Source organism: Vagococcus sp. WN89Y (genome assembly GCF_052220145.1).
Lineage (GTDB): Bacteria > Pseudomonadota > Gammaproteobacteria > Enterobacterales > Enterobacteriaceae > Kosakonia.
The window spans coordinates 201,973-226,080 of sequence record NZ_JBQPOM010000071.1; the positions used below are offsets into that span (position 1 = coordinate 201,973).

Annotated in this window: 29 protein-coding genes; 1 reads left to right on the top strand and 28 read right to left on the bottom strand. The window is 53.5% G+C overall.

Features of this window, described 5'->3' with window-relative positions; translation table 11 throughout:
* Positions 1–35 precede the first annotated feature (35 nt).
* The 28 genes from ACTU3N_RS22470 to ACTU3N_RS22605 form a co-directional block, all read right to left on the bottom strand.
* Positions 36–2,489, bottom strand: coding sequence for a discoidin domain-containing protein (locus tag ACTU3N_RS22470; protein WP_443088339.1), 2,454 nt, complete (start codon positions 2,487–2,489; stop codon positions 36–38).
* A 2-nt stretch (positions 2,490–2,491) separates the two neighbouring features.
* Positions 2,492–3,382 carry a YmfQ family protein gene (locus ACTU3N_RS22475; protein ID WP_443088340.1) on the bottom strand — a complete coding sequence of 297 codons (891 nt, stop codon included), beginning with the start codon at positions 3,380–3,382 and terminating at the stop codon, positions 2,492–2,494.
* On the bottom strand, positions 3,379–4,554 hold the full coding sequence (locus ACTU3N_RS22480) for a baseplate J/gp47 family protein (protein ID WP_443088341.1): 1,176 nt from the start codon (positions 4,552–4,554) through the stop codon (positions 3,379–3,381). Before ACTU3N_RS22480 ends, ACTU3N_RS22475 begins: the two co-directional genes overlap by 4 nt.
* Positions 4,555–4,558: 4 nt before the next feature.
* Entirely contained in the window at positions 4,559–4,990 is a 432-nt protein-coding gene (locus ACTU3N_RS22485) for a phage GP46 family protein (RefSeq protein ID WP_443088342.1), read from the bottom strand.
* The gene (locus ACTU3N_RS22490) at positions 4,990–5,568 is read right to left on the bottom strand and encodes a phage baseplate assembly protein V (protein ID WP_443088343.1); all 579 of its coding nucleotides are present in this window, start codon (positions 5,566–5,568) and stop codon (positions 4,990–4,992) included. The genes ACTU3N_RS22485 and ACTU3N_RS22490 overlap by 1 nt, the downstream gene beginning before the upstream one ends.
* The gene (locus tag ACTU3N_RS22495) at positions 5,565–6,620 is read right to left on the bottom strand and encodes a phage baseplate assembly protein (RefSeq protein ID WP_443088344.1); all 1,056 of its coding nucleotides are present in this window, start codon (positions 6,618–6,620) and stop codon (positions 5,565–5,567) included. The genes ACTU3N_RS22490 and ACTU3N_RS22495 overlap by 4 nt, the downstream gene beginning before the upstream one ends.
* On the bottom strand, positions 6,617–8,032 hold the full coding sequence (locus ACTU3N_RS22500; protein ID WP_443088345.1) for a DNA circularization protein: 1,416 nt from the start codon (positions 8,030–8,032) through the stop codon (positions 6,617–6,619). The genes ACTU3N_RS22495 and ACTU3N_RS22500 overlap by 4 nt, the downstream gene beginning before the upstream one ends.
* A gap of 96 nt (positions 8,033–8,128) precedes the next feature.
* Positions 8,129–9,892: a hypothetical protein gene (locus tag ACTU3N_RS22505; protein WP_443088346.1), complete on the bottom strand. Its 1,764-nt coding sequence runs from the start codon at positions 9,890–9,892 to the stop codon at positions 8,129–8,131.
* Between the two features lie 117 nt (positions 9,893–10,009).
* On the bottom strand, positions 10,010–10,297 hold the full coding sequence (locus ACTU3N_RS22510; RefSeq protein WP_443088347.1) for a phage tail assembly protein: 288 nt from the start codon (positions 10,295–10,297) through the stop codon (positions 10,010–10,012).
* Between the two features lies 1 nt (position 10,298).
* Positions 10,299–10,667: a phage tail tube protein gene (locus tag ACTU3N_RS22515; RefSeq protein WP_443088348.1), complete on the bottom strand. Its 369-nt coding sequence runs from the start codon at positions 10,665–10,667 to the stop codon at positions 10,299–10,301.
* A gap of 15 nt (positions 10,668–10,682) precedes the next feature.
* Positions 10,683–12,173 (bottom strand): phage tail sheath subtilisin-like domain-containing protein, encoded by a 1,491-nt coding sequence (locus ACTU3N_RS22520; protein WP_443088349.1) that lies wholly within the window; start codon positions 12,171–12,173, stop codon positions 10,683–10,685.
* A complete protein-coding gene (locus ACTU3N_RS22525; RefSeq protein ID WP_443088350.1) occupies positions 12,173–12,349 on the bottom strand; it encodes a DUF2635 domain-containing protein in 177 nt (58 codons plus the stop codon). Before ACTU3N_RS22525 ends, ACTU3N_RS22520 begins: the two co-directional genes overlap by 1 nt.
* A 3-nt stretch (positions 12,350–12,352) precedes the next feature.
* Positions 12,353–12,898 carry a hypothetical protein gene (locus tag ACTU3N_RS22530; RefSeq protein WP_443088351.1) on the bottom strand — a complete coding sequence of 182 codons (546 nt, stop codon included), beginning with the start codon at positions 12,896–12,898 and terminating at the stop codon, positions 12,353–12,355.
* Positions 12,895–13,251 carry a head-tail joining protein gene (locus ACTU3N_RS22535; RefSeq protein WP_443088352.1) on the bottom strand — a complete coding sequence of 119 codons (357 nt, stop codon included), beginning with the start codon at positions 13,249–13,251 and terminating at the stop codon, positions 12,895–12,897. The genes ACTU3N_RS22530 and ACTU3N_RS22535 overlap by 4 nt, the downstream gene beginning before the upstream one ends.
* A complete protein-coding gene (locus ACTU3N_RS22540) occupies positions 13,251–13,493 on the bottom strand; it encodes a DUF7210 family protein (protein ID WP_443088353.1) in 243 nt (80 codons plus the stop codon). The genes ACTU3N_RS22535 and ACTU3N_RS22540 overlap by 1 nt, the downstream gene beginning before the upstream one ends.
* 1 nt (position 13,494) lies before the next feature.
* Complete coding sequence (locus ACTU3N_RS22545) at positions 13,495–14,544, bottom strand: major capsid protein (protein WP_443088354.1); 1,050 nt, start codon at positions 14,542–14,544, stop codon at positions 13,495–13,497.
* Positions 14,545–14,645: 101 nt separating this feature from the next.
* Positions 14,646–15,050, bottom strand: coding sequence for a head decoration protein (locus tag ACTU3N_RS22550; protein ID WP_443088355.1), 405 nt, complete (start codon positions 15,048–15,050; stop codon positions 14,646–14,648).
* The gene (locus ACTU3N_RS22555) at positions 15,050–15,661 is read right to left on the bottom strand and encodes a hypothetical protein (protein WP_443088356.1); all 612 of its coding nucleotides are present in this window, start codon (positions 15,659–15,661) and stop codon (positions 15,050–15,052) included. The genes ACTU3N_RS22550 and ACTU3N_RS22555 overlap by 1 nt, the downstream gene beginning before the upstream one ends.
* Position 15,662: 1 nt before the next feature.
* Positions 15,663–16,529 carry a S49 family peptidase gene (locus ACTU3N_RS22560; protein ID WP_443088357.1) on the bottom strand — a complete coding sequence of 289 codons (867 nt, stop codon included), beginning with the start codon at positions 16,527–16,529 and terminating at the stop codon, positions 15,663–15,665.
* A complete protein-coding gene (locus tag ACTU3N_RS22565) occupies positions 16,526–18,163 on the bottom strand; it encodes a phage portal protein (RefSeq protein ID WP_443088358.1) in 1,638 nt (545 codons plus the stop codon). Before ACTU3N_RS22565 ends, ACTU3N_RS22560 begins: the two co-directional genes overlap by 4 nt.
* Positions 18,163–18,426 carry a gpW family head-tail joining protein gene (gpW, locus tag ACTU3N_RS22570; RefSeq protein WP_443088359.1) on the bottom strand — a complete coding sequence of 88 codons (264 nt, stop codon included), beginning with the start codon at positions 18,424–18,426 and terminating at the stop codon, positions 18,163–18,165. Before gpW ends, ACTU3N_RS22565 begins: the two co-directional genes overlap by 1 nt.
* 8 nt (positions 18,427–18,434) lie before the next feature.
* On the bottom strand, positions 18,435–20,558 hold the full coding sequence (locus ACTU3N_RS22575; protein ID WP_443088360.1) for a phage terminase large subunit family protein: 2,124 nt from the start codon (positions 20,556–20,558) through the stop codon (positions 18,435–18,437).
* Positions 20,500–21,063 carry a hypothetical protein gene (locus ACTU3N_RS22580; RefSeq protein WP_443088361.1) on the bottom strand — a complete coding sequence of 188 codons (564 nt, stop codon included), beginning with the start codon at positions 21,061–21,063 and terminating at the stop codon, positions 20,500–20,502. Before ACTU3N_RS22580 ends, ACTU3N_RS22575 begins: the two co-directional genes overlap by 59 nt.
* Positions 21,064–21,300: 237 nt before the next feature.
* The gene (locus ACTU3N_RS22585) at positions 21,301–21,945 is read right to left on the bottom strand and encodes a hypothetical protein (protein ID WP_443088362.1); all 645 of its coding nucleotides are present in this window, start codon (positions 21,943–21,945) and stop codon (positions 21,301–21,303) included.
* Positions 21,946–22,082: 137 nt separating this feature from the next.
* Positions 22,083–22,301 carry a hypothetical protein gene (locus ACTU3N_RS22590; RefSeq protein WP_443088363.1) on the bottom strand — a complete coding sequence of 73 codons (219 nt, stop codon included), beginning with the start codon at positions 22,299–22,301 and terminating at the stop codon, positions 22,083–22,085.
* Positions 22,302–22,658: 357 nt separating this feature from the next.
* A complete protein-coding gene (locus tag ACTU3N_RS22595; protein ID WP_443088364.1) occupies positions 22,659–23,123 on the bottom strand; it encodes a lysis protein in 465 nt (154 codons plus the stop codon).
* Positions 23,113–23,610, bottom strand: coding sequence for a lysozyme (locus ACTU3N_RS22600; protein ID WP_443088365.1), 498 nt, complete (start codon positions 23,608–23,610; stop codon positions 23,113–23,115). The genes ACTU3N_RS22595 and ACTU3N_RS22600 overlap by 11 nt, the downstream gene beginning before the upstream one ends.
* A 7-nt stretch (positions 23,611–23,617) precedes the next feature.
* Positions 23,618–23,857 carry a class II holin family protein gene (locus ACTU3N_RS22605; RefSeq protein ID WP_443088366.1) on the bottom strand — a complete coding sequence of 80 codons (240 nt, stop codon included), beginning with the start codon at positions 23,855–23,857 and terminating at the stop codon, positions 23,618–23,620.
* 175 nt (positions 23,858–24,032) lie between these two features.
* On the opposite strand from ACTU3N_RS22605, the gene ACTU3N_RS22610 reads away from it, so the two are divergent.
* Positions 24,033–24,108 (top strand): transposase (locus ACTU3N_RS22610; RefSeq protein WP_443088373.1); only part of this gene is annotated, 76 nt, incomplete at its 3' end.

Genomic DNA, 24,108 nt, shown 5'->3' on the forward strand with positions numbered 1-24,108 from the left:
GCAATATGCGACCTGAGGAAATTTTGGGGGAATGTTTACGGGATTTGATAAGCGAGTTTGTAATTCCCGGCAGTAACCGTGCGGAATGTCACACTGTCGGTGCGCCAGCGTATTTCCACTTGCGCCGGGGTTTGTAGCATCCAGCTTGAAGCTTCATTGACGTTAAGCGTCAGCCTGTCAATGGTCGCGACATCAGTTGCCGGATCGCTGATATCCAGCGCAGAAGCAAATGCGAGATAATCGGGTACGTCATTATTATCGTGATAAAGCTGCGCCCACTGAGCATTATTGAGGCCGTTAATATCCGATGGTGTCATGCCCTCCGATATTAATTTCGTCGCACCTGAGACGTCTGCTGAAAGCGACCCAATATCCACCCAGCCGCCACTGCGCCACACAGACCAGTTTGTTAAATCTCTGCTGACGGCAACACGCACAAACCCATCGTTGTCCTGTGTTGCGGTCAGTGTCGCGCTGTTAATCTGGCTCCAGGACGTAGCAGCAGACAACGATTTTTGGATCGCTATTTGTGGATAGGGAGTATAAACAGCGCTGACATCAACCGGAGAGCTACCGTAAACTTTAACCGGCAGAATTCCGGTTAATGATGTAGCGGTGATGGTGCCAGAGTCAGTGAATCCATTATCAAAATCAGCAGCGTCTGTTTCCTGTAACGTACCATTTTTCGCTGAGTACCATTTCCCGCCTCCGTTTATTAGTAACCCTGCGAAGGGATAAATTTCCAGAGAATCAAGAGTAAGGAAATTGAAAGAGCTATTAATATCTGTCACCAGCAATCGATAAATGGAATAAGAGGATGAAGCCGTTAAGGAATAACTTCTCACGGCACCAGCCTTGTTATTGCTGTCTCCTGTAACACTGTGAAGGTTATCCCATTTAACACCATCATTGCTGCCCTGAAATTTCCATGTTTTAAGGTTGGCCATATCGTAAACCTGACGATTCCTGATTTGGTATCCCCCTATCCTGATCGCCGATGGCAATGTAATTTGCAACCATTCTGGTTTTTCTGAAGTTGGCCTGCCTGAAGAAGCCCATGCCTGCTGCGCTGTTTTGCTTTTTGTAAAAGGAAACCACGACCTGAAATTACTTCCTGAATAGACAGACGATGCCGCCACCACATAACCCGCTGGCGTGTTTTCAGATGTCATCTCAGGGATTGTATTATTTACTACTGCTGCGATTTGTAATTGCTCGCCATCCGCGCGGACTGGTGTCGAATAATTATCACCATCACGTTCCAGCGTGACGGTACCGCCTGAATAAGGCGCTAGCGTCCCGTCAAAGATAAGGGCATCAGTACAGCTGTAACTGGTTTCGCTCACTGCCTCGAAATCATCCACGAGGTATGTCTGGTTCGTTGAGCCTGTGACCTCTTTCAGCGCATATGCGTGAAGATTAAACGCGCTCTGCTGGCTAAAGTTAAATGAATGATTCTGCCCCGCCGTGACGCCTTGCCGCTCAACGACTATGTAACCGCTACTGCCACCGCCGCCGGATGCACTGATGATCGTCTTTCCACTGACAGGGTTTTGACCAAGGGTTACCCCGGTGCCCGCCTGCAGCGAGGAGGTGATTAATTGCTGTGTCTGTGATGCAAAATCTTTGATATCTGCGGTTGAGTGTATGTGGTTTTCCGCAGCGCTTCCCATTTGGGCAGGGATCAGCGAAAGATCGCCGCTTCCAAGTAGCGACTGACCAAACAAGCTACGGATATTCTGCCCTGAGACGAGCAGCTTCTGTTTCGCATTCCATGACGCCTTTTCCGCTGGGGTGGCGAATTCGCGGTTTGCAGTTTCGTTCACCTGATCGGTATCGTAATCTCCTGCCTGTGCCGTTACCGCTCCGGTGCGCCCGTACACGGATGACACGCCGGAAACCGTAGCCGCCTGCCCTTTTACCCAGTTTGCAGACACCGCAGGATTTTCCCCGCCATTGAGATAAAATAGCGTGTCGATATCCGCCTGTGCACAGATAGTCAGGTTTGAGGAAGATGTCAGGGCCAGCCGTGCGGCCTGGTCAGCCACGACAACATAACGGGATGTCAGGGTTTGCAGTAGCGCGGCCGGAATTTTACCGGATGAGTCCAGTTGCAGCCAGCCGCCGCCGATGTTTGCGGAGGATATCTGGACATACCGTGCATCGCCGCGCGTTTCATCAAAATACTGCGCATGCGGATCGCTGTCATTTAAATGCCCGGTCAGCAGGCTGTCGGCCATTCCCACTGGTTCTGCGCTGATGTCCTTCGCGGTCAGTGTCACTGAGCCGGTTTTGCCATTCACAGAGCGAACCTGCGTGGTGCTCAGATTATCAACTTTCTGCTTTAACCATTGGGTTCGGTTTGCAAGCGTCTGCGCCTGCTCATTGGACGGGCCTAAATCCGTCCCGTCAAAGCCACGTACAGGCGTGTCGGTGTCCAGTCGCAGCACATCTGCTGTAAATTCTGCTGTTTCTGTCAGCTTTGCCATCTTCAACCTCTGTACGTATTGCGGCCGTCATAGGTCACGGCCCCATCAAAAAAAAGATTCATTGCCACCTCGCCGCTCTCAACATCAGCCCATTCACAAGGCGGCGTCCAGACCTGCGCACGGGCGATGACACTGAACGTTCCGGACAAAGGTGGCGTGGCGGCGAAGGAACCCTCTGAATCAGTAAAGGAACGCTGGATTATCTGGCCACCAGCATGTGTATAAGTCAGCGTGATATCAACATCATCAACCGCGATACAGGCACTGCCCGTCAGGCGTCCGGACAAAATGCCGTCAGCCAGGGTGAGCCGGATATCAATACCAAACAGGGATTTTGCATCATAAGACGTCATCAGTTTGGTGTGCGCTGGCGCAAACTCAGCTAACCGGCACAGCAGTAATTTCAGCGTGCAGGCAGCATCACTGGCGGCGTCAGTGACAGTAACTTCCCAGACATATGGCCAGCGATCGCCGTTAATAGCATCACCGCATACAGCCAGTCCTGCACGTGCGGTGCGGAACTGCTTAATGGATATGCCGTATCCCATCGATGCCAGTAATGAAGTGAAATAGGATGCAGATTGCCCGCCAGTACCGATCAACTTCGATACGACAGCCTGCCGCCTGCTTTCTTCATCACTCAGTGCGTTGCATGCACAGTCATCCGGTAACCCCAGTGTGGCTTCCCATTCCGGCAGCATGGCTGACGCGGTCGCCGGGAACGCATCAACCAGTAACTGAATGGCATCAGCATCGCTGTGCTGGTACGCTGCCGCCAGTGCGCGAATAACGCCTGTCATAACGGAATTGGTGGCACGGGTCCAGACGCGACCAGTCGGGAATAATGACTGAATGGCGAAGGTGTAATCATCTGTACTGTAACGTGCGCTCATGTGTACTCCACGCTACCAAGGACAGGTAGTTCTCCGGTATTAAGGGGAATATTTGCAGAGGGGGATGTAAGTACAAACCCCGTTGTTCCGTTCACATCCGCAATGGCGTAGATGAGATCGGAAAGATAAACCATCCCGGCGCCGGCAGAGCCGCGTGGATCTCCCTTATCAAAAAACACACCATTAATCGCTGTGGCGATCGCTTCTTTTACCGAGCTGTCAGCACTGGCAATACCGTCGATAACAAAATTAACCGCTCTGGCAATCGGCGAACAAACCCACACCAGTGCCGTAACGGGCTGTCGTTCCCAGATATAGTCCGCTACGGTCAGTTGCATACCTGTAGCCGCACCGGTTCCCGTTCCGTCCAGCCCCCACACCTCACGGGTTGCAACACCATCAGTGCCCACCGGAAATCCCGCGCTGTTATTGCGCTCATCGCCATCACTCATGATGTAGACGCCGACGGATCCAATTCCCAGGATATGTTTAAGGGTCCATGCCCGCGTCACGCCGGGTACTGAGGTTGCCCACTGGACATAATCTGCCTCAGCACCGCCCTGAAGCGGATGCTGGTAGGCGTACAGTACGCGAAGGCGAAAATCATCTTCATCCTCGATATCCGCGCCACCTGTTGCGGCTGCAAACAGCGTCACCGTTGAATCAACACCACTCCAGGAAATATCCAGCGTCAGCAGGGTACCGGCATCAGCATTACCCGCATCGCCGCCAGCAGTGGCATCTTCTGCCGGATCGCGCAGTATGGCTGTAACACCTCCCGAGGCCATACCATTGCTGTCTATCGTGATTTCTTCATCAAGCCTGTACTGATAGCCATCGCCACGGTTAATCACGGCACCGGCAGATACAGTCTTTCCGGGTGTACCACTAAACTGGGCGGAAGGGCTTCTGGCGGGTTTCGCCGCCTTGCGGTATACCGACTTCATGGCTCCCCAGGCGGCAAGATGTTCGTCGGTGGCGGTATACGGGACGGCCTGACGGGCTATCCAGTCCAGGTATCCATAATGGTGCCATGACATACCCGCATCAGCGTCCGCAATCACACGCATGTTCGAAAAGCGTAACAGCGCTCCAACGTCTTTCAGTTCCGACTCGAAAAACGCCTGGTTACGCTCGCGCAGCTCTGTCAGTGTCGGGCGGTTAAATGGCATTGACTTACTCCCATACCCAGTAGAATTTCATCGTTGCTTTGTTCTGTCCGGGTTTCTGATAGGTGATCGTGAGGTACAGGCGCGACGGGTAAACAATCCGCGCCTCCGCGCTGATGGCTTCCACCACGCCGTCATCAATCAGCCATTGCAGTGCTTCGGCGGCATAATCTTCCGCGCGCTGGGCCACTGCGTAGCTGAGCCGCTGACGGTTCAGTAACCACAGCCGGGAACCAATGTTGTAATCAACGTCTGTGTCCCCCCACCAGCCACGACGATCTCCGTTGTCGTAATCATCGTCACTGCGGGCAAGGCGATCGGTAAAGAGACTAATAAGAATGGCTGTCTGGAGGTCATCACCACTGGACAGATCACCTTTTGTTAACTGCCAGTCTCCACGCGCCTCATCCACTATCCACAGCGTTTTAATATCCGCCATCAAATCGTCTCCATCGGTGCTGTGCTGGTTATGGTGCTTCCACCAGATTCAACGTTTTCAACATTGTGATCATGCCGGTTGTAAGCATCGCGCAGGTCTTTAAGTGTTGCGGTCTGAGAGTCACAGTTGTCCGTTATATTTCCTGTAACAAGCAGATCGGGCGTTTCAAGGCGGATTTTTTCAGAGGCAACAATCGTTACCGTAGTGGCATTACTGACTTTGACGGGCTGCTCTCTGGCTTCCACCTCAATTCCCGTTTCGGTTAATTTGATGTACATCCCCCACTGGTTATAAATAACCGTTTCGCCGGGTTTAAGTCCGGTATGCCGGTATGCCTGGTTATTGGTCGCAATGGCAACGGCGTTAGAACGATCGCCACCAATGAATGCCAGAACCACATCACTTCCTGCCGGAAGGCCGGACGAAAAACCAAACTCTGCCATGCGCGGGGTATCGCCGCGTACCTCCAGAGGAGCTTGATACTGAATTCTTTGAACTTTCCCGTCATCGGAAGAAGCGGTGACAACCCCCCGGCCCAGCATCATCAGTACACGTCTGTAAATATCTCCGATATTCATTGGTTTAATACCGGCAGTAGTTGATAAAACTCATAGGGCTGCACGATGAATGCCTCCGGCGGCATAAGCATCATCTGCGCGTGGGTACCATTATCATCCCGAATGAAGGTCACTCCAGCCAGAAGCCAGGACTCGTCGCTCAGTCCCAACGCCGGTAAGGAAATCGGAACAAGTGTATTGGGCTCCCATAGCACACCAGCGCTATCCCGCCAGCTATCAACGGTCACCCATAACTGTTTCGAGCGTCCATATCGCCGGTTCATTTCCCACTGAATAGCCTTTTGTGCCAGGTTTTTAACCGCCATTGTGCTTTCAACCAGGACAATGCGCTTCCGGTAGCGCATCGTGGAAACATCAGGATCCTGAGCCGTTGCGAGTGTTATAACGCTGTAGTCACCTCCCATCCCGTTAACAGACAGAGAGACGCCGACATAATCAGAAAATCGCTCATCTGTATTGGACTGAAAATGTGCCTCTTCAACATTACGCCCCTCCTCCACGCCACTGGCGGCAGACTTTGTCCCTACGCGGGTAAGGCAGAGATTGCCATCCGGTAGATCGTAATAAAGCAACCCGGCCCAACGGCATATGCGTTCAATAATTTCCTGAGGAGATTCGCCCCAGTTAAGGGTGAATACAGGCACGATATTCATATCGGTAACGTCAGTGGTTACTGATATACCATAGGGCCTGGCCAGTTTTTGGGCTATCTGCAGAGCAGTCCCGTTGCTGATAACGTTGTTGGGCCACTCTGCTGAGCAATCCACCAGATCCTGGCATTTCCCCCGTCCCATAGCACGGATTTCATGCCGGTTGCGTGTGAGGGCGCCGGTCCACCGATCGATATAACCAGTAATGACCAGGTCATCGCCCAGCGACACGGAGCAAGCATCACCGGGTTTAACGAACTGTTTTTCCTTATCCGCTGCGTAATAATCCTTTAGCCCAAGATCAAAATCAGACGGCAAACACTCTATCGTGCGCGTAACCCGGATCCTGTCCCACCCTTTCAGGGATTTATTGCCAACAGTAAGGATTAATTCATCAGTCATGAGGTCATAGCCTTAAATGAAGTGGGCATAAATGCCGGATGTACCGGATTCACCGATTTAAGGAGGCCCGAGGCCCTGTCGGCATTCTGGTAGAGTTGATTTGCCACGGCCAGTGCAGGACGGGAGACAGGAAATATCACGGTTTGTACACTGGCCAGATCTGCTCCGATGTTTTTAAGCACATCTGTGATGTGAGTCCGCAGTGCCAGTAGTTCCTGATACAGCACCACGTAACCCGCGTCAGCAGCAGTAACGGTTGCCGTGTCCAGGGCAACCGTTACCCGGTTCAGCATCGCCATGGCATCATCGCGACTGGATGGCGTGTAGCTGGCGGCGGCGTAAGCCATTGCGGATGCACTGATAATTTGCAGGTAATTCAGCGTGGCAGCTTGTATCAGGGTATCGCTGACCGAGGCGTAAAGCGTGGCGTCAGTGACACCAGGCAGGCTTTCCAGCACATGGATCTGGTCATAGACGTTCGGTATTGTTTCAATCACAACGGTAATGACAGCGGCCACGTTCGCGGGATAATCATCCAGGTCAGACGTAGATTGCAGGGCTTCGATTGCTGATGTCACGGCTTCACGATTCATCACTACCGTGGCAATGGTTGTCTCCACCAGACCGTCATAATCTCTGGTATCAGTGCCCGGATTCATCACCGTACTGGTACCGGAGCTGTTGCCACCGACGGTTCCGTGGTTATAGCGCCCATAATGATCGCTGCCGAACGTGCTGGATAACACGTTCCCCATGTTGGTGACCTGGTCGCTCAGTGACATTACCGAATTAGACCAGTACTGAGTCGTAGCCCTGATAGTCTTTATTGCCTGAGGAACGGTACGCAGCGCGCTTTTTATTGTCCCAAGCCAGGAGGTGGCTGATTTTGACAGCGTGGATGCCCACGATTCAGTGACCGATGATTTTGCCGTTGATGCATTGCTGACAGAAAATTGCTTTTCCCCTACTTCCATCACAGCCAGCGTGAAATGAAATACGCGCCCATGCTCGCTAGCCTCGGAGATCCTCAGACCACCGTCAGGCACACTCACCTTAATTTCGCCCAGCGTGGGATGAATCAGTGTGCCGGGTTCACCCGTTTCGCAGGCGGCGATCAGGGAATCGCGTTGAGTAAAAACGTCAGCAGCAGAATAAAGGAGGCTGCTCTGGATAAGAAAGCCGCGGATGGTAATTTTCCGGCTTGAGCGTCCCATATCCTCGATCCATGGCATATCCCGGTAGGGATATTCATGAACCGCCTGCCTACGCCCAAATGATCCATCAGCAGATACTACAGCGAAGGGAACACCACGAAATGAAGCCTTTTGTAGGTGCTCGGTCCACTTCCAACTGTCACCACCAGTTGAGAGCAAACTTTGCAGGCTGGGAATGGTTGGTGGTGAAATCATCATTTTTCTCCGGGCAATAAAAAACCCCGCCAGGCGGGGTGTAAAAGCGCTTAACGATCCCGCAAACCAGGCCGGGCTCACCAAACTATTGATACAGAATTAATATGGCATCGCCCTGGTCACCCTTGGGCCATTGCCAGTCATGGTGTTTCTTTCCCCGGTCTGAGGATTGATCAGCGTCAGCTCAATCTGCATTTTGCTGTCCTGAAGAGCTGAACGAAACGCGGCTGCTAATCCCTCGTTGTTGCTCTGCTCATTTTGCCTGAGAATGGAATCACCAGAATAAAGGTCTTCCTTCTGATTTTGACCGTCCGGGGAGCGCCGCCCCGTCCAGCGCTCACTATTCATTGCATTACTGACAGAGTTTTGTATCTCCTCCGAGCTGTAAGGCTGCGTGCCATTTTCATGTTTAACTATTGCAGCCATCAACGCCTGCATCACTACCGGATCGCTTAAATCAAGGCGCTGTCCAGGTTTAAATCCCGTTATTTCAGAAACGTGATCAATATAAGCCTGAGTATTATTTTCTTGGGGTGGAGCATACGTGCTAATAATCTCGTTCAGCGTGTTTTTACCCCGTCCCCCATATAATGTTAGCTGTCTGGCTAACGCGGACAGCCCATCAGATGAAGAGGCAAATGTCGGGAACCCACCGCTGTAGCCAACAGTATTTGGCGCATTTCTCAGGTTACCTGGATTATTATTGCGTATCCCTTTGGTAATATTGAGCGGTTCGTTATATGGAACGCCAGGTAACACATATCCCCCCTGCGAGGCTGATTGCTCAGCGGCCTTTTTCTGAGCATCCCAGAGATCGGAATATTTTTTATTTAATTTCTCCTGTAAATCTTTCCCCGGTCGCCCTATTGCCAGTTCCAGCCCTTCCATAAACGTTAATGAACCTTTAAAAGATTTATCCCTTCTGGCGCGGGCCATTATGTCCTGCTGTTTGTCCCCGTGATAAAAGTTATTTTCATTATCTTTTTCATACTTTGTTATTTTTTTTATGTCCGGGTTATCCCTGAGCCATCCTCCCAGCCTTGCCTGTGACTGCATCTTCAGGCCTTCCCACAACGCAGCGATTTGATTCATTTGCTGCTTGAAAGCCAGGGCATTCTGGATATCTTTATCACTGAAAATCAGCCCGTCACGCTGAGCCTGATCCTTGAAACGCTTAACTTCATCAGTCGAGTTGCGTACAAGCGACAATATCTCAGGCGATAAGCCAAGTGAGTTTATCCACAAAGCCGCTTTTCCTGGTGTCATGGATTGCGCCATTTTGTTGATATCATCCACCAGCCTGCTGACATCCGCCAGGCCTTCCTTTGTCAGGTGAATATCAATACCTTGCTGTTGCAACAGGCTGGCAAACATGGAGTTACCGCCGAGAAGAGCTGACTCGGACTTATTGTATAAATCAGCAATTGCTGACTCTGCCGCCTCCCTCGCCGAGCCGTTCTCCACCATCGCCCCCGTAAGTTCCTGGAAGGCATGAGTTGTCATACTGACATTCTTTGCCATGGTATCAACGCGATATCCATAATCGGCAAATTCTTTAAGATTGTTTTTAATCGCGTTAAAGGCGAGCGCCCCCCCTCCCAATCCGCTAAGGGCCGTGACCATTTTCAGCGGAGGGACGATATCACCGATAAACTGAACGCAGTCTTTCGCTGCTTTACTCAGTCCGTTAACAGCTTGATTAACCTTGCTGACGCTATCAACTGAATCATCACCGCCAAGCTTTAACCCCTCCTTCGTTTTGTCCAGTTGGGGATTCAGGAGACGAATGGCCTCTTCAATGCGAATAATCGTCGCCGACGCATTGTCATCTGCGTTTAGCTGAAAATCGAATGCGTTAGCCATTGTCCTTCCTTACCTTGTTTATACGGCTGGCCTGGGAAGCCCACCATTTAAGACGGGTGAACGACATACCCCATGCCACATGAGGCTCCCAGTGAAAGTAAAACGTCACGTCAGCAGCTAGCTCTCGCCATCCTGCGAGACGTTGTAAGTCAAAAAACCGAGAAGATAAGCCTCGCACTTACGGTAATCGGTGAAGGCAATGCGGGCCAGCGCCGATTCAGGAATGCCTGAAACCAGGGAAATCAACAGGCGCATGGCCGGGAGGGAGGACGATTTTTCCTGTTTGTCGTAGAACTGTTCAACCTCCAGCAGCGCGGGCTCACGAAGTTCGATTTGTTCCCAGGCGGTTTTCTGCGCCCTGTCTTCCAGCGGCTTTGAAAGCGGGATAACTTTGGTTTTTTCCATATCAATATTCCTTCACGCTGTCGCTTTCAAAGCGAAGTGTGAACGTCGCATCTTCCGAGTTGACATCCTGGGTATTAACCGCCCACATACCGGTGCCGACGATAGTCTTGCCGTTGGCAAGCTCTGCGGAAACGGTGGTGTTGGTCAGGCCGTTAAAGTATTCGACGGTCACGCCTGAGTTATCGCGCACCTGGATAGAAATAAAACCGGGCACAGGCTTTTCGCTGTACCCGTGCACACCATCCATGCCCGACAGCGTGGTGCGTTCCACGCCGGAGGGGCGGTACTGAAACTGGCCGGCAACCATAATGCTCACACCGTCCGCAGTCACGTATGCGGTACCGGCAAGGCGTCTTGATGTATCCGCCATGGGTATATGCTCCTGTTAAGAAGAGGCTTTCAGCCGGAACTGGTTCAGAACGGCAAAGATGCGCAACTGGTTGATAAGCGTGCCATCCCACAGCACGTTAACCCGGTTGGGGTTGCCGCTGGCCTGCTCGACAACCAAACCTCTGGCAAACGCCGCCGGATCCTGCACATAACCGCCGGTTGCCAGCGTGGTGTACTGCGCGATCAGTTCCGACCTGATGATGTTGGGGGTAACGATAGCCAGACCGGGCGGGAAGCGTGTCCCGTCAGCCGCCAGTTTCATACGTGGAAACTTCGACGTAATCTGCGTTCTGAGGTAGCGGGTAACGAACATCAGCAGGTACATTGTCTCAATCTGCAAATAACTGTCGTCTTCCACGCCATAGCTGTTATGACGGTACGTCGTGATGACATTCTCCACCTGAATGGTTCCGTCATCCGCCACGGTGAATGTCGAGATACCACTGAATAAGAGGTTGTTACGTTCGGTCCATTCAAGGCGGTTTTCCTTCGGCGGCGCCAGGACACCAGCAATATTCAGTGTCTGTGTGGGTCGCCCCGGATCGTTTCGCAATGCCGGGGCAATGCTCCCCACCAGCGCAGCCGACCACACCCAGGCAGGCGACGGGGAACCAGTGACGCCCAGCAGGGTTTCATGCTGATTATTACGCGCTTCCCCCGTTGCTGTCAGTGAGCCGTAACTGCCGGACACCGCGCTGAAACTGTGACCGTAGATCAACCGGTTATAACTCCAGCGCCCGGTGCTATCATCCAGGAATGATTTCAGGGCATTCAGCGATGTAGTATCGGTGTAGGGATTAACGATAAAGTCATAAGTAGTATCACCCAGGTTCGCCAGCGCATCTTCCAGAGCCGGCGCACCGGCTCCGCCAGACATTGCAGCAATCGTCAGCGACAACCCGGCAGGTGTGGCTTCACCGCCTGCGCTGCCCAAGTAATTCAGACGGATATCAATGTCATTGCCGTGGGCGCCGCGATTTCTGGCGGTCAGGGTGATGACGTTATTAGCCACTGTCGCTATAACGGGCATACCTGATTTTGCGTTGATCCGCACAGCCAGTGCGGCAGCAATGGCATTGACGGTGTCGGACGCGATAACTGTAAGCTGGATACGCTGCCCGGCAATATAAAGCGAAATAACTCCCGTTGCCGAAGCAGCTGACACCACGGTAATAGTGCCCCTCGCCGCGGTCATGGACTCGCTATCATCCGCCAGCGGCAGTACATGGATGATTGCCGAGGTGTCATTCTCCAGATAGGCAGTCATCATTGTATGCAGCATGGATCCATCGCCATACAGGCCAGCAACTTTGGTAGCCGAAGAGACTTCCACGGGTACATTGGCCGTTTGCGTGCTGCTGTCCAGCTTCTGCCCGATGATCAGCGTACGCTGTGTCGCCGTGGCTGTATTGGCCTGCGCGTTATCAAATTCTGCATAGAACAACGGCACCCGGATTTGGTCAGGAATTTTCGCGAATGCAACCATTATTCAGTCCCTCCGGTTTTGGTACGGATAGTTTTCTCCGTCACCAGCTCCACATCCCCGTCACGTAAACGGCGACGCCAGAACGGAGAGTTTTCAACGTCTGCGCCCTCTTCGGGCAAAAGAGTGCCTTTAACCGGATCGCGCACAGCCCGCCCGGCAGTGGGTTTAATTTTCATGGATTACTCCGTGAGATTGATTTGTACGACAGGCCGCGTGGTGCCATCCGGCATGCTGAGGGTGACGTCGATGCCTTCCAGTGTATTAATATCGACGGGGTAAAAGTCCTCCGGTCCCTGATAGTGCTCGATGTCAATTTCCATCAGTAACTGCCCAAGATGTGCTTCACCGCTGGCATCAACATCAAGCGTTGAGCGAACTTCTGCATACTGCTGAATTACGCGGGTCAGCTCATAGCTGTTGATGACTGCCCGTTCGATTTGCTCCCGCAGACGCTCCAGCGCGATCTCTGCTTTCATGGCGCCGTCATCATCAGTTTCGCTGTCGTATTCCTGAATGCGCCCGGAAATACGCACTGTGGTGATCGTGTTGAACTGGGGAGCATTGCGCCCCAGCGACCGCTTGTGATCAAAAGGTGTCTGAACCAAAATCGCCGGATACAGATCGGCGGTAGTCGGCCAGTCACGCGGGGAATATACCCGCTCAGCGGCATCCGTTTTGCCGATCAGCGCGGTGACCACCATCTGACGGAGGGTTGATGCGTTCATGTACCGACCTTATTGAGTACCAGCTTTGTGCCGCCATGACTGTCCGGCTGAACATCCATAACCACAAAAAGCTGGTTAACCGTGCGACCGCCCACCACGCCGACAAACACGCGATCACCTTTAACCGGCAGCGCGCGTCCGGCTGCCAGAAACTCCGCATCCCGCACGCCCAGCACCGGACTGGTGGTATTGATATCTGAATCCCCGTCCAGATTTTCGGCAATCAGGGTATAGCCGCGATCAAAAACCCCGTTCACCATGAACGGGGACTGGCCCTTCGGGCGGTATTCCTGGGTATCGCCGAACTGGACATGAAGCGGCGCCAGCAGGTGTTTATCCCAGTTAACGCCCATTATTCCGCGTCCTGAATGCCGAGGGCTTTCGCCCGTAGTACCTGGATATCGGCGATAATCCCCATTTTTAACAGGCGCCGGGCATCATCGCCGGCAACAGGAATGGTTTCGCCGGACGCGAATTTCGCTCCATTGTGGCGGATGGTGTTTCCCCTCAGGACCACGTATTCCGGTTCCTGCACGGACTCAATTTCTCCATTCTCGCCATCAGCGTTCAGCCTTTCATTATCTTGTTTTGCCATTTCACACCACCGTTGCACAGAGGGACGCGTTTACCCGGCTCGGAATAACCAACGGAGCGGATTGCATCAGCAGTAAACGCTGCGCAGGATCTTTTTCAACCCAGGTTTTCGGCGCATATGCCAGCGGCCCGTAATTGAATTCCGGGTCAAGAATTACACCGAATGCGCGGGTTCCCATCAGGTCTGCGCTGGACATAATCACCGCACCATCGGGGATCATCGGTTTTTCAATGTTATCAACCGGGTCGATAAACCAGTCGTTATAAAGCCACAGGTCAAAGTTACCCCAGCGGCCTTTATAAACCGCCCCCTTCATAATCTGTGCGCCTGCGTTGATCTGGTTACCGAAAGGACTCAGCGCCGGGAACGTGATGGCGTTATCCTTGATGGAGGTATCCAGCCGGAAAGCGCGCCAGGATGCATTAGTGAAAACCAGATCCGTTGGCGTGGCGCCGGACTGTTTCAGGAATTCAGTTTGCCAGGCCTCAATATCGTCTGACGGCCTGGTGTTGGTGGCGCCTGCCGCAACAGCTACAGGCCATTTATCCGAACCGCTCAGCGTGATAGTCAGGCTGTCAGCGCGTCCGAAGTTGATCACTTTGGTTTCAAACCCTTCGCCGGTAACTGTTACGGTACCGGATACCAGGGCGCTTGCTGCCATCCATTCCATACGGCGCTGAATCATGTCGATCTGGTCCGCCATCTCAAACTGGAGGTTCAGCATTTCACGCTCAGCCGCCGTATACTCGCCACCGATACGTTCGCCGATCTGACGACGGATCGGTTTGCGCAGATCCGGCGCGCGCTTGTCCTTGATGTAGGCCGGTTTAAAGGTATTGGTCTGGTATTTACGGGATTCCACCAGTTTTCCTTCCACCAGCGGGGAGACAAACGGCGACATACGGCGCAGACCTATGTCCACGTCGATCGCCACTTCTTCCGTCTCGTAGGTCACCACGTTCGGAAAGAAACGGTCCAGCAACCAGTTCTGGCTGGTTTTCAGGTTGGGAACAACCTGTACCAGCACGCTGGTATCAAAAATATTATCCATATGCGATCTCTTTGTTATGTCGGTGAGGACACCGACACGAATTCAGGTCGTACGAATCCCTGCCGCGTAAGTGGCATCGGGTATTCACGGAGAGGGTTAAATCAGGAAGCGGGAGCCTGCACGGCGCCGCGCAGATAAATTGCCAGCGGACGCAGGGCTGTTTTAAGCTCTGCCAGTGTCCAGGTTGCGTCGATAATAAGGCGGCTCTGGTTAAACTCACCCATCAGGTAAATGCCACCCTGCTGATCAGCCCTGGTGGTATCCACATCATCAACCAGAATGGCGACGGGTTTTTCACTGCCATCCTCAGCAGTTTTCACACTGATAGTGTATTTCCCACTGGCGGTAATCATGCCCAGCACCGTGCCACGACGGTACACCGCGCCGCCAGTAAGGGTGACGGTATCCGTGACAAGTTGCAGCGGGCCGGATACCAGTTGATCGGGAACAAAAACCGCACTCTTCACCCCTGGAGACCAGGGATTCTGACCAATCTGATCGACCATTATTTTTCACCCCGTGCATTGTTGTAGAGACTGGTCATTTTCGAAACCAGCACTGATTTACTGGACTGAGCCCGTGAGCTGTCATCCCGCTCCAGACGGACCTTACCGATCCTCTCCATGCGCTCATCAAGAGAATGTCGGCGGGAAGTCTGTGTCGCAGCCGGCGTGCCGGACGTTTTCAGAATGCTGACGGCATCGGCAGAACTCATGCCGGTATTGAATGCCAGAGAAGCGGCAAGCGGCAGATTAGCGGCGGCATATTTGCTGCCAAAGATACGCGCGCAGCGACGGCGTTCAGCCTGGCGTGCCTTACTGGCGCTTTTGCCATCACTGTTATCGTCGCCGTCATCGTCTTCAGCATCCGGATCGGTATCATCGCCTTCGTCGGCATCCGTGTCGCTGTTATCGTCTTCGGCGTTATCATCGTGGTCTTCATCTTCCGCGTCGTCATCTCGATCATCATCTTCAGCGTTATCGTCGCGGTCTTCATCTTCTTCCGCACGACCTTTCGCCTTACGGGCTTTTTTAGACTTCTTGTCATCTTCTTCATCAGATGCACGAACACCGCTGCCGAAAAGATGAGCAAAACTGAACGTTTTATTCTTTGCCATATCAGGCTCCTGTTAATGAAAGTAACTGCCTGAACGCTGCGTCAGGGGGCATTACCCCGTCCGCCAGTCCAAGCTCCACGCCGTCAGCCGCCATAAAACAGGCTGCCTGAGTGCTTTTAATCGCCTTTGCGCTGATGCCGCGATTGCGTGCAACAGTGTTGACAAACAACTCCCCCATCGCATTGATGTCATGTTCGATGGCGGCCAGTGCTTCGTCAGATAGTTCGCGGTAAGGCGAACCCTCGGCTTTTCGGGTACCGAAGGTGATAATCGTCACCTTCAGCCCCTCGTCCTTGATCCGCTGGGTCCAGTCGATGTGCATGGTAATGACGCCAACCGATCCCACGCCCCCCGTGCGGGGAACGTAAATTTTGTCTGCCGCGCTGGCGATGGCATATGCCGCCGAATAGGCGCTCTCAGACAGGATGGCGTGAATGGGCTTTTCCCCGCGCGCGCTATAGATCTCATCCACCAGATCAAAGCAACCTGCGACCTCTCCGCCCGGCGAATCAATATCCAGGCAAATTCCCTTCACCTCCGGGTCGGCCATTGCGGTAAGAAATACCTGCCGGATACCGTCATATCCGGTCATGCCGCTCCAGGGGCGAAGGCTTCCCAGTTTCTGGACCAGCGTGCCACGCACCGGAATAACCGCCACCCCGGCGACATTGTCATATCCGGGATCCCGGCGTGTGTTTCGCCCCTGGTTATCGTCATAGCAATAATCGTCGTCCTCCATCGCAAAGGAGGATTCAATCCGGGAAATGCCGAACCGGTCCATAACGGCGGCCATAATGACCTCGGCTTTACTGGGATGAATGGCCAGCGGCGTATTAAACAGACGCTGCGCCAGATGAGGTAGATTCACTTTTCCTCCGGATCAGTAATGGTTTCACTGGCGAATTCGTCGGCCTGCGCCCAGCTCGGCAACGGAAGCCCGCGCGACCGGCAGGCTTCGATTTCACGCTGGCGCTGATCCAGGACTTCTTCCCAGTCTTCACCGACGTTCTCGCCCACTTCGATTTCCAGCGTTGACAGACCGGAATCCAGGCCAAGAATGGCCCCTTTTTTCTCTGCGACAGGATCCACCCATCCACGTCCCGGCCCCATCCAGCGCGCTCGTGAGTACGCCGCGCGGGCATCTATAAAATCGGGCGCGCCGGCTGGCAGAGGTAAATCCTCGTTATCGTGGACCTCTTCGGCAAACGCAGTAAGGATGGGCTGGGCAAAGCCAGTGGAAAAATCGTCGCGACGACGTGACAGTGTTTTCCAGGCCTCAAGCAGGGATGAACGTGCAGAGCTGTAGTTAACATCTGACCAGTCCTGCGTCACCTGCTGGGGTGATAATCCGGTTCCGGAAGAGAAATTACGCAGTACCGCCGACTCAAACACTTCAAAATTGCTGTAAGGGCGTGCGGCATTTACCGTCGTGATTTTTTCACCGGGGTACAAAATGGGCATACGCGCACCGTTCTGAAGGGTCAGTCGCCGGTCTTTGTGAAACTCAATACGCCCGTCCTGATAGGCGCCCAGACTCGTATCATCGAAGTTTTCTCCCATGGCGGCCTGCACCATTTCAGAATCGTAGGGTGACTCGATATAGGCGGCAAATATAGCATTCAGGATCGCCGCTTCCAGCTCGCTCTGGTCATACTTAATCAGCATTTTCAGGCGCTGAACGACGGGGGTAAGTATCCCGTTGCCCCGGTGCTGCGCCCCGCGTTCATGGTCAAAGTCATGCACAACATGCGGGCGGCCCCAGTCCGTTTCGCGCGGAATGCGCTTCCACGTCAGTGTTTTTTCGCCGCTCCACCAGTCGCCGATATGCGCCTCGCGGATGTGGTAGGCCACCGGCGCACCATCTTCGTCAATCTCCACACCGCCGCGGATATGTGGCATATCAAAGTTCTGCTGCGGGTTACTCAGCCGATCGGGATCCACAATCTGAACCGTCGTGGCAAAACGGCCCTTGCCTCGCCCCAGCCTGTCCGTACGGTACTGGAGGACCGCCAGCGCATCGCCATCAATAAGTTTGTGGCGGAAACCCAGGCGGAGCATCTGGGGTACTGTCAGCTTGCGTTCAACATCACAGTAGCGTCCGGGGTCATAAGCCCATGTACGCCAGTGCGCCTCCAGCGCTTTGCCATACTCCTCCGCCCATGTTGCATCGAATGCTTTGTTCCCGGTGATCATTCTGAGCACGCGGTAATCCGGCTTCATGATCGGACGAAAGTTGGCCCCCACAGCATTATCGAGAAGACGGGTAACGGCGCCATTCGCCCAGCCATCGTTTCGCACCAGGTCGCGCGCACGTGAAACGATGCGATCCCGGTAAATATTGATCTCGTTGTCTGGCGACCACAAAGCGGGTTGCCAGTTCGCCAGCTGGTCACTGAACGAATCGGCAGCATCATAAGGCACGCGGCTGCCGCCGGTCAGCATCGACGGACGGGCAGACCGCAGCGGTTTACCGTCAGCGCCGAGGATTTGTACTTTGTTCATTAAAATCTGAACCTCACTGGTTTGCGTGGCCGTGACACAATTCCCAGTTGCGCCTGCAGCAACTGAATGAGCGCCAGCAGATCGGCAAGGCTGCTTTGCTGGTAAGTCACAGACCGTGTACCGTCACCCTGCGAATAGGAGAAGGAAACGCCACGGCTTCCTGTGGTCAGATCGATGTAGGCCTGCTGGGCTTTCGTCAGCGCCTCCCGTAGCTGCGCGTCTGTCATCCCACCGGCAAGCAGACTGGTGTTTCGGTTAAACATGGAGATCCTTATCTGGGCAGGAGTTTTGACAGACTTTTCCGCTTCGATGCCGTTAATTCTTCAATAACAGCACCAGGAAGCTCGTAGCTGATTTTTTCTTCAGGCTCTGCCGGAGGTGGCTGCAATCTGTCCGGGTTCGCTTCAAGATTGGCAGCCCGAACGTTTAGTTTCAGCCCCATATGCATGAGTCCGCACAGCGCGGCATACCCATAAACCCGGCAGTCCAGCGCCTCATTCGCACGTCCGGGGATCTGTTCCCAGACACTGAACCGCTGCCCGGCAACTACTTTGTAAACGAGGCGCTCCGCCAGAAGCTGGTTGAAATAGCCAACATCACGATCATCCGGGAAATGCATGTACCCCGGCGCCGGTTCATCCTGTTTGGGTGGTTCAAGGTGCAGCCTGCCGCGCACAACATCTTTGGCCGCATTGACGCCGATAATAATTGGCCGGTACTGAGCCTTGCTTTTTGAGGATGGCCGTTTGGTCGGCCAAACGGGATTCCGTTTACCGCCCTGGGCAGACTCCCCCTTTACAGCCCAGATGCGACGGGCGAGGCGTTCTTTCGCGAACTCGTAAACTTTCTGGGTATGGTGACCACCAGAGTCATGGCAGGCCGCCATGATGGTCAGTCCCCTGCCATCGTTCCGGCGCCAGACCTGTTTCAGATACGCATCAAGTCGCTTCCATGGTTCATCGGTCTCCAGATCCCCGTAAATAACATCGTGCGCCACCGACCAGGATTCTTCGTTTTTCCCCCAGCCAATCACCTCAATTTCGAAACGATCGTCCTGGGTATCAATCCCGGCGGTGAGCACGGCCACCCTGTCATGTACCGGCGCGGGGAATACTTCCCGGCGCGCCAGTAAAATATCGACAGGAAGCTGCTTGCCATGGTTTGGCCGGTGAGGCAGCCCCATCTGGGTGTTCCACCAGGCCTGTTCTTTGTCCGGATCCCCTTTCGCCTTGATGTACTTCTCTGCAATATCGGACGGCTTGTCTTTCTGCCACGGGCTGAACAACTTTGATGCCTGATAACCGGCATGGGTATTTTCAACGGCTTCGCGTCCACAGACCGGGCAGATGGCCCTGTATACAGCGTGACGCTCTGATTCCGACCAGCGCCATACGGCATCAATGCTGCCGTCATCCTCTGCCCGCCAGGCATTGTCATAAGCCATCAGCGGGGAATACCGCTCTCCGCAACATTCAAACGCCTTTGTCTGATGCCAGCGGATGGTCTGTAACGCGCGCAGCCGCTGACCTTCAGACCATCCCGCCCCGCAGCATTCGCAGTGGATCATGGCCGATTTGGTCAGGTGTTTGTCCCCGTCCTTCGGCCACTGAACGTGTTTGAAGAAATCAAGGAACTGCCGGTGTCCGCAGTGCGGGCACACCACGGAAGCGCGGCGCTGGTCGGAATCGGCATAGCTGTCCGCTATCCGGCTCTCATCTTCCACCGTCGGAGAACAGGCCCGGACAGACAGCCAGGTCAGGCCAAACGTTGCCGTTCGCTCTTCCGCCAGTGCGATGGGATCGCCCTCGCGCGTTATCGGGTATTTGTCCACCTCATCCGCCAGCAGGATACGAATTGGCCGGCGAGCAAGGTTGTCCGGGCTACCGGCCCCCGCCAGCGCAAGAAATCCGCCGGTGAAGGATTTATAGAGAATCGTCTCTTTCGAACTTTTTTGTTTTGAGTCGCCAATAATCCTGCGCAGAGCTGGCGTTACGCGCACCAGAGGGCTGATTCGCTCTTTTGAAAACTGTTCTGCCGCTTCCTCTTTCGGCTGCAGCAACAATATCGGGCACGGATCGAGATGTGCGAAATACCCGAAAAGGTTTTCCAGCAATGCGGTTTTCATTAACTGGGTGCAGCACATCACGGTGATGATGTGAACACCAGATTCCGTTGCCGCCAGCATCGGCCCCCTGGCGATCTCAACAGTAGATGTCTCCCAGTTCCCCGACGTGCTTCCCGCCTCTTTCGCCAGTTTGCGGTAATCATCGGCCCATTGGGGAACGCTGATCCTTGGTGGCGGCGTCCAGCCTTTCCGCGCACTCAGCAAAAGACGGTCAATCTTCTGCTGGCTTAAACTCTGGCTCTCCGAGGACTGAGATATGTTTGTGGACATGTTCAATCAGCACCTCTGTCATCCTGTCCGCCGGTACATCCAGATCAGCAGCCATAAGCGGCGCCACTCTGGACGGCCAGTTAAGCCAGGCGTCACGCTGTTGGCGAAAGGCGTTGAAAAGAACCTCCTCGGCGACCGCCATCTCAACGAGCTGGCTGCTGTCTTTCTCATACTGAAGCTTTGCCAGCAGAGCCATGTAGTTCTCACGAATACGTGCCGCTTCCTCCCTTGTGAGGCTGGCGCCCTCCGTGAGCATTATCTGCTGTACAGTTTTATCAATGTCATCACCGTCATCTTCGCTGATAACCGGCGCTTTGTTTTTCTTCGCATTCGACGCGCGCGGATCTTTTCCGTCGCGATTCTTTTTGAGTGCTACATCGCTGGCTTCGACATCAATCAGGTCACCGTCCATCACGATGAATCTGCCCGCTTTGATCCAGCGGCCAATGGTTTTGCGATCAACGCCAGAATGCTGCGCGTACTGACTCTGGTTCATCGTTGTCATGGGACATCACCTGGGACATTTTCAGGGGTGGGACATTTACCTGGGACATTTTTGCAATGTCCCACCCCAATGTCCCACCGGAATAAACAGGAATAACCAGAGCTGGCGCGGTGTCCGGTACGATCTCAACAGGTGGGACATGGGACACAAAATAAAAATTTGTAGCTGCAAAAACACCGCGGCGCGCAATGCCCGTGCCTTACAAAAGCCATAGGAAGGACCCAAAACGGAGCAGGGTCATCGCGCGCTGCTCAGCGCCTCGCTGATCGCCCGGCTTAGTGCTGCTGGCATGAGTGCGGAAGCCATCTTTTCAGCCCGGTCCATATATCCCAGCGTCGGGGATACGGTCAGCGCATTACCAAACCGGATAAGCAGCTTTGGTGCTGGCCTTTTCTGGCGAACACGACGTGTACCGTTCGGCGACCGCTTTGCACGCTTCACCGCTTTTTTGCTTTTCCGTGGCTTACGCCGCTGCCATACGCCATTCACCTCACCAACCGTGCCGATAAACACATCCGGCTTTGCTTTGAGCTGAGCCATTTTGGTTCGCGGCAGGTTGCCGTATTTATTGAGTTTGATGTTCTTTGGGTTAAGCAGTGCCTGGCCATGCAGCTTATGCTGTCCACCGAATTCGAACGGTTCAAGGTAAGCAGCAGCTGTGTCACGGACAAACACTTTTGCCCGCAGGTTATCTTTGCGCGCCCCCTGTGAACCAACAGACTTAACGGTGAACGGTGTCGGGTTATCCAGATGACGCTGAAGTGCTGTACGTTCTGCTGCCTCTATCTGGCGTGCAACTTTTGTTAATGCCTGTGCCATCGCAAACGGGAGCTGCTTCTGAAGCTGGCGTAACTGACGGGATAGATCATTCAGGTCTGCCATACTTCGCCTCCGGCTTTCTCCAAGCTCACGACTGAAAGACTCTCGATTATTAAGCACATGCGAAGCGCAATAAAAAAACCACCAGCGGATGCCAGTGGCTTTTTGGAGGAAAAAAACCGCCCGACGGCGGTTATAACTCAATCAATGTTTTTAGTAAGCGCAGTTTGAATTGCATTTGCAAGCGCTTCAACTTTTTCGGCAACCGAATCAAGATCTTGGTCAACACGTGAATGCTCCGCGCCGCCAGCTGATCCAACAGAATGTTTGGCAATTTCCAAAGCAGCCTGAACTGCAAGTAGGCGCTGTGTTTTTTTGTCAGTATTGGCAATGCCATTTTTAAAATAATTATCTAACATATCAATTCCCTTTTTATCCTGTCAGTAAGACAGGTTACATAGTTCATATGGAGCCTGCATTGCAGATTTCAAGGCCATTATCGAAGCCCTTCCGTGAAGTGCCTCTGTAATGCCCGCCACACTCTCGCAGTGACCGCGCTCATGCCCTTGAGTCGCTGTCGCTCATCGCCGCTCATAACCGGTGCGCGTCTGGCTTTCGCGCTGCTTTGCCGGCATCCCCTTTTCCTTGATTAACCCTGACCAGCGGTATGTCGCAGTTCGTACCTGCGTCTGTCTCTCTCGGGGAGACCCGGGGCCACATCATGACTGTGGCTTGTAAGTGCGATCTATCCGCTTTACTGCTTTATCGCTCTATCCTCATTTCATACATTGCTGCCTGATGTAATCCTGCAAGTAGTTCACTTGCCCGGTAATGGTGTTGATTCGTTCTCTGAGGGTGAAATAATCCCGTTGAGCGGAGTATGTAAGTCTGGGGCCGGGAGCATCGCCCAGGCTGCTGGAGCTGGTCGCTCCGTTCGTGGGACATTTTGCGTTGACGCGCAGCCCGCACTTGCCAGAGCTAACGCAACGCTGCAGAGCATCAAGCTGTTTTTTCGCATCAGCCAGTTCTCCTGTGTATTTGGCATCCAGTGCAGCAACATCGCGCTGGCGGGTCTGCATGTCTTTGATAGTGTCGTTCGCCAGGCTAAGGCTATTATTGGCTTTATCGCGCTGGTCTTTGTAGGTGATGGCGTTGTCCCGGTAGTGGCTTATAGCCCATGACAACGAAAGAAAGACACCAAGCAACACCAGCACTGCGATAGCTTTCCAGTTAAAGGTCATTTTTGCTTTCCGCCAGGCACATAGAGCGCTCCATCTCGCGCCGGTTCTGCAATCCTTTCCATTTCATGCCACCAGCATAAACCCAGCGGCGCATCTCTTCGCACGCCCCTTCCTGATCACCACGGTTAAGCTTCTTCAGGAGAGTGGATTTAGAGAAGGCATCGGAACCAACGTTGAATACGAAGCTGTAAAGCGCCGCGCGCTGGTATTCGCCAAGCGGCACTTTAACCAAGCCGTCTACAGTGCGCTTTGCCGGTTGCAGGTCTTTCCACAGCAGGCGATCGCATTCCTGGTCTGTATAGGTTTTACCAATGATGATATCCGGGCCGGTATGACCGTCACAGACAGTCCATACTCCAGCGACATCTTTATAGGCCTGGTATTTCCGTCCTTCCACGCCATCTTTCCCGCCAAGAAAGAGCGAGGCGATTAGCATCGCCCCCCCACCAGCGGCAGTGATGAGCTTTTTACGCAGACTGCTGGACATAGGCATATTAATCCTCTCCGACTTTCACTGCGGGTCCGTACTTCTCCAGCGCCTTTACCTGTGCATTCGCTACCTTACGTTTGAAGTACCAGTTAACCAGACCGGTGATAATTATCCCGGCAATACCGGCCAGCACGCCAATCGCACTCCATTCATCAGGGCTTAGTTTTGTCAGAACGCCATTCAGGATGGTGCCGCCAGAAGTGCCCAGGGCGACGCCGGTGATAAGTTTGCTCATATGGGACATATCTCTCACCTCCGATGCTGTCGGGGTGTTGTGCGTGAAAGGGATTCAGGCTCTCGGGCTACATTTAACAAAGAAGTTTTATGGTATTGATTCCCGAAGCCTGAAATAAGAATGAATCGCCACAGGTTTAACAGACACCTCAGAGTCATTTAAAATGGCTTAATGAGAGGTGCACATGAGCAGTAAGCGTTATCCTGAAGAGTTTAAAATTGAAGCTGTCAAACAGGTTGTTGATCGTGGCTATTCTGTTT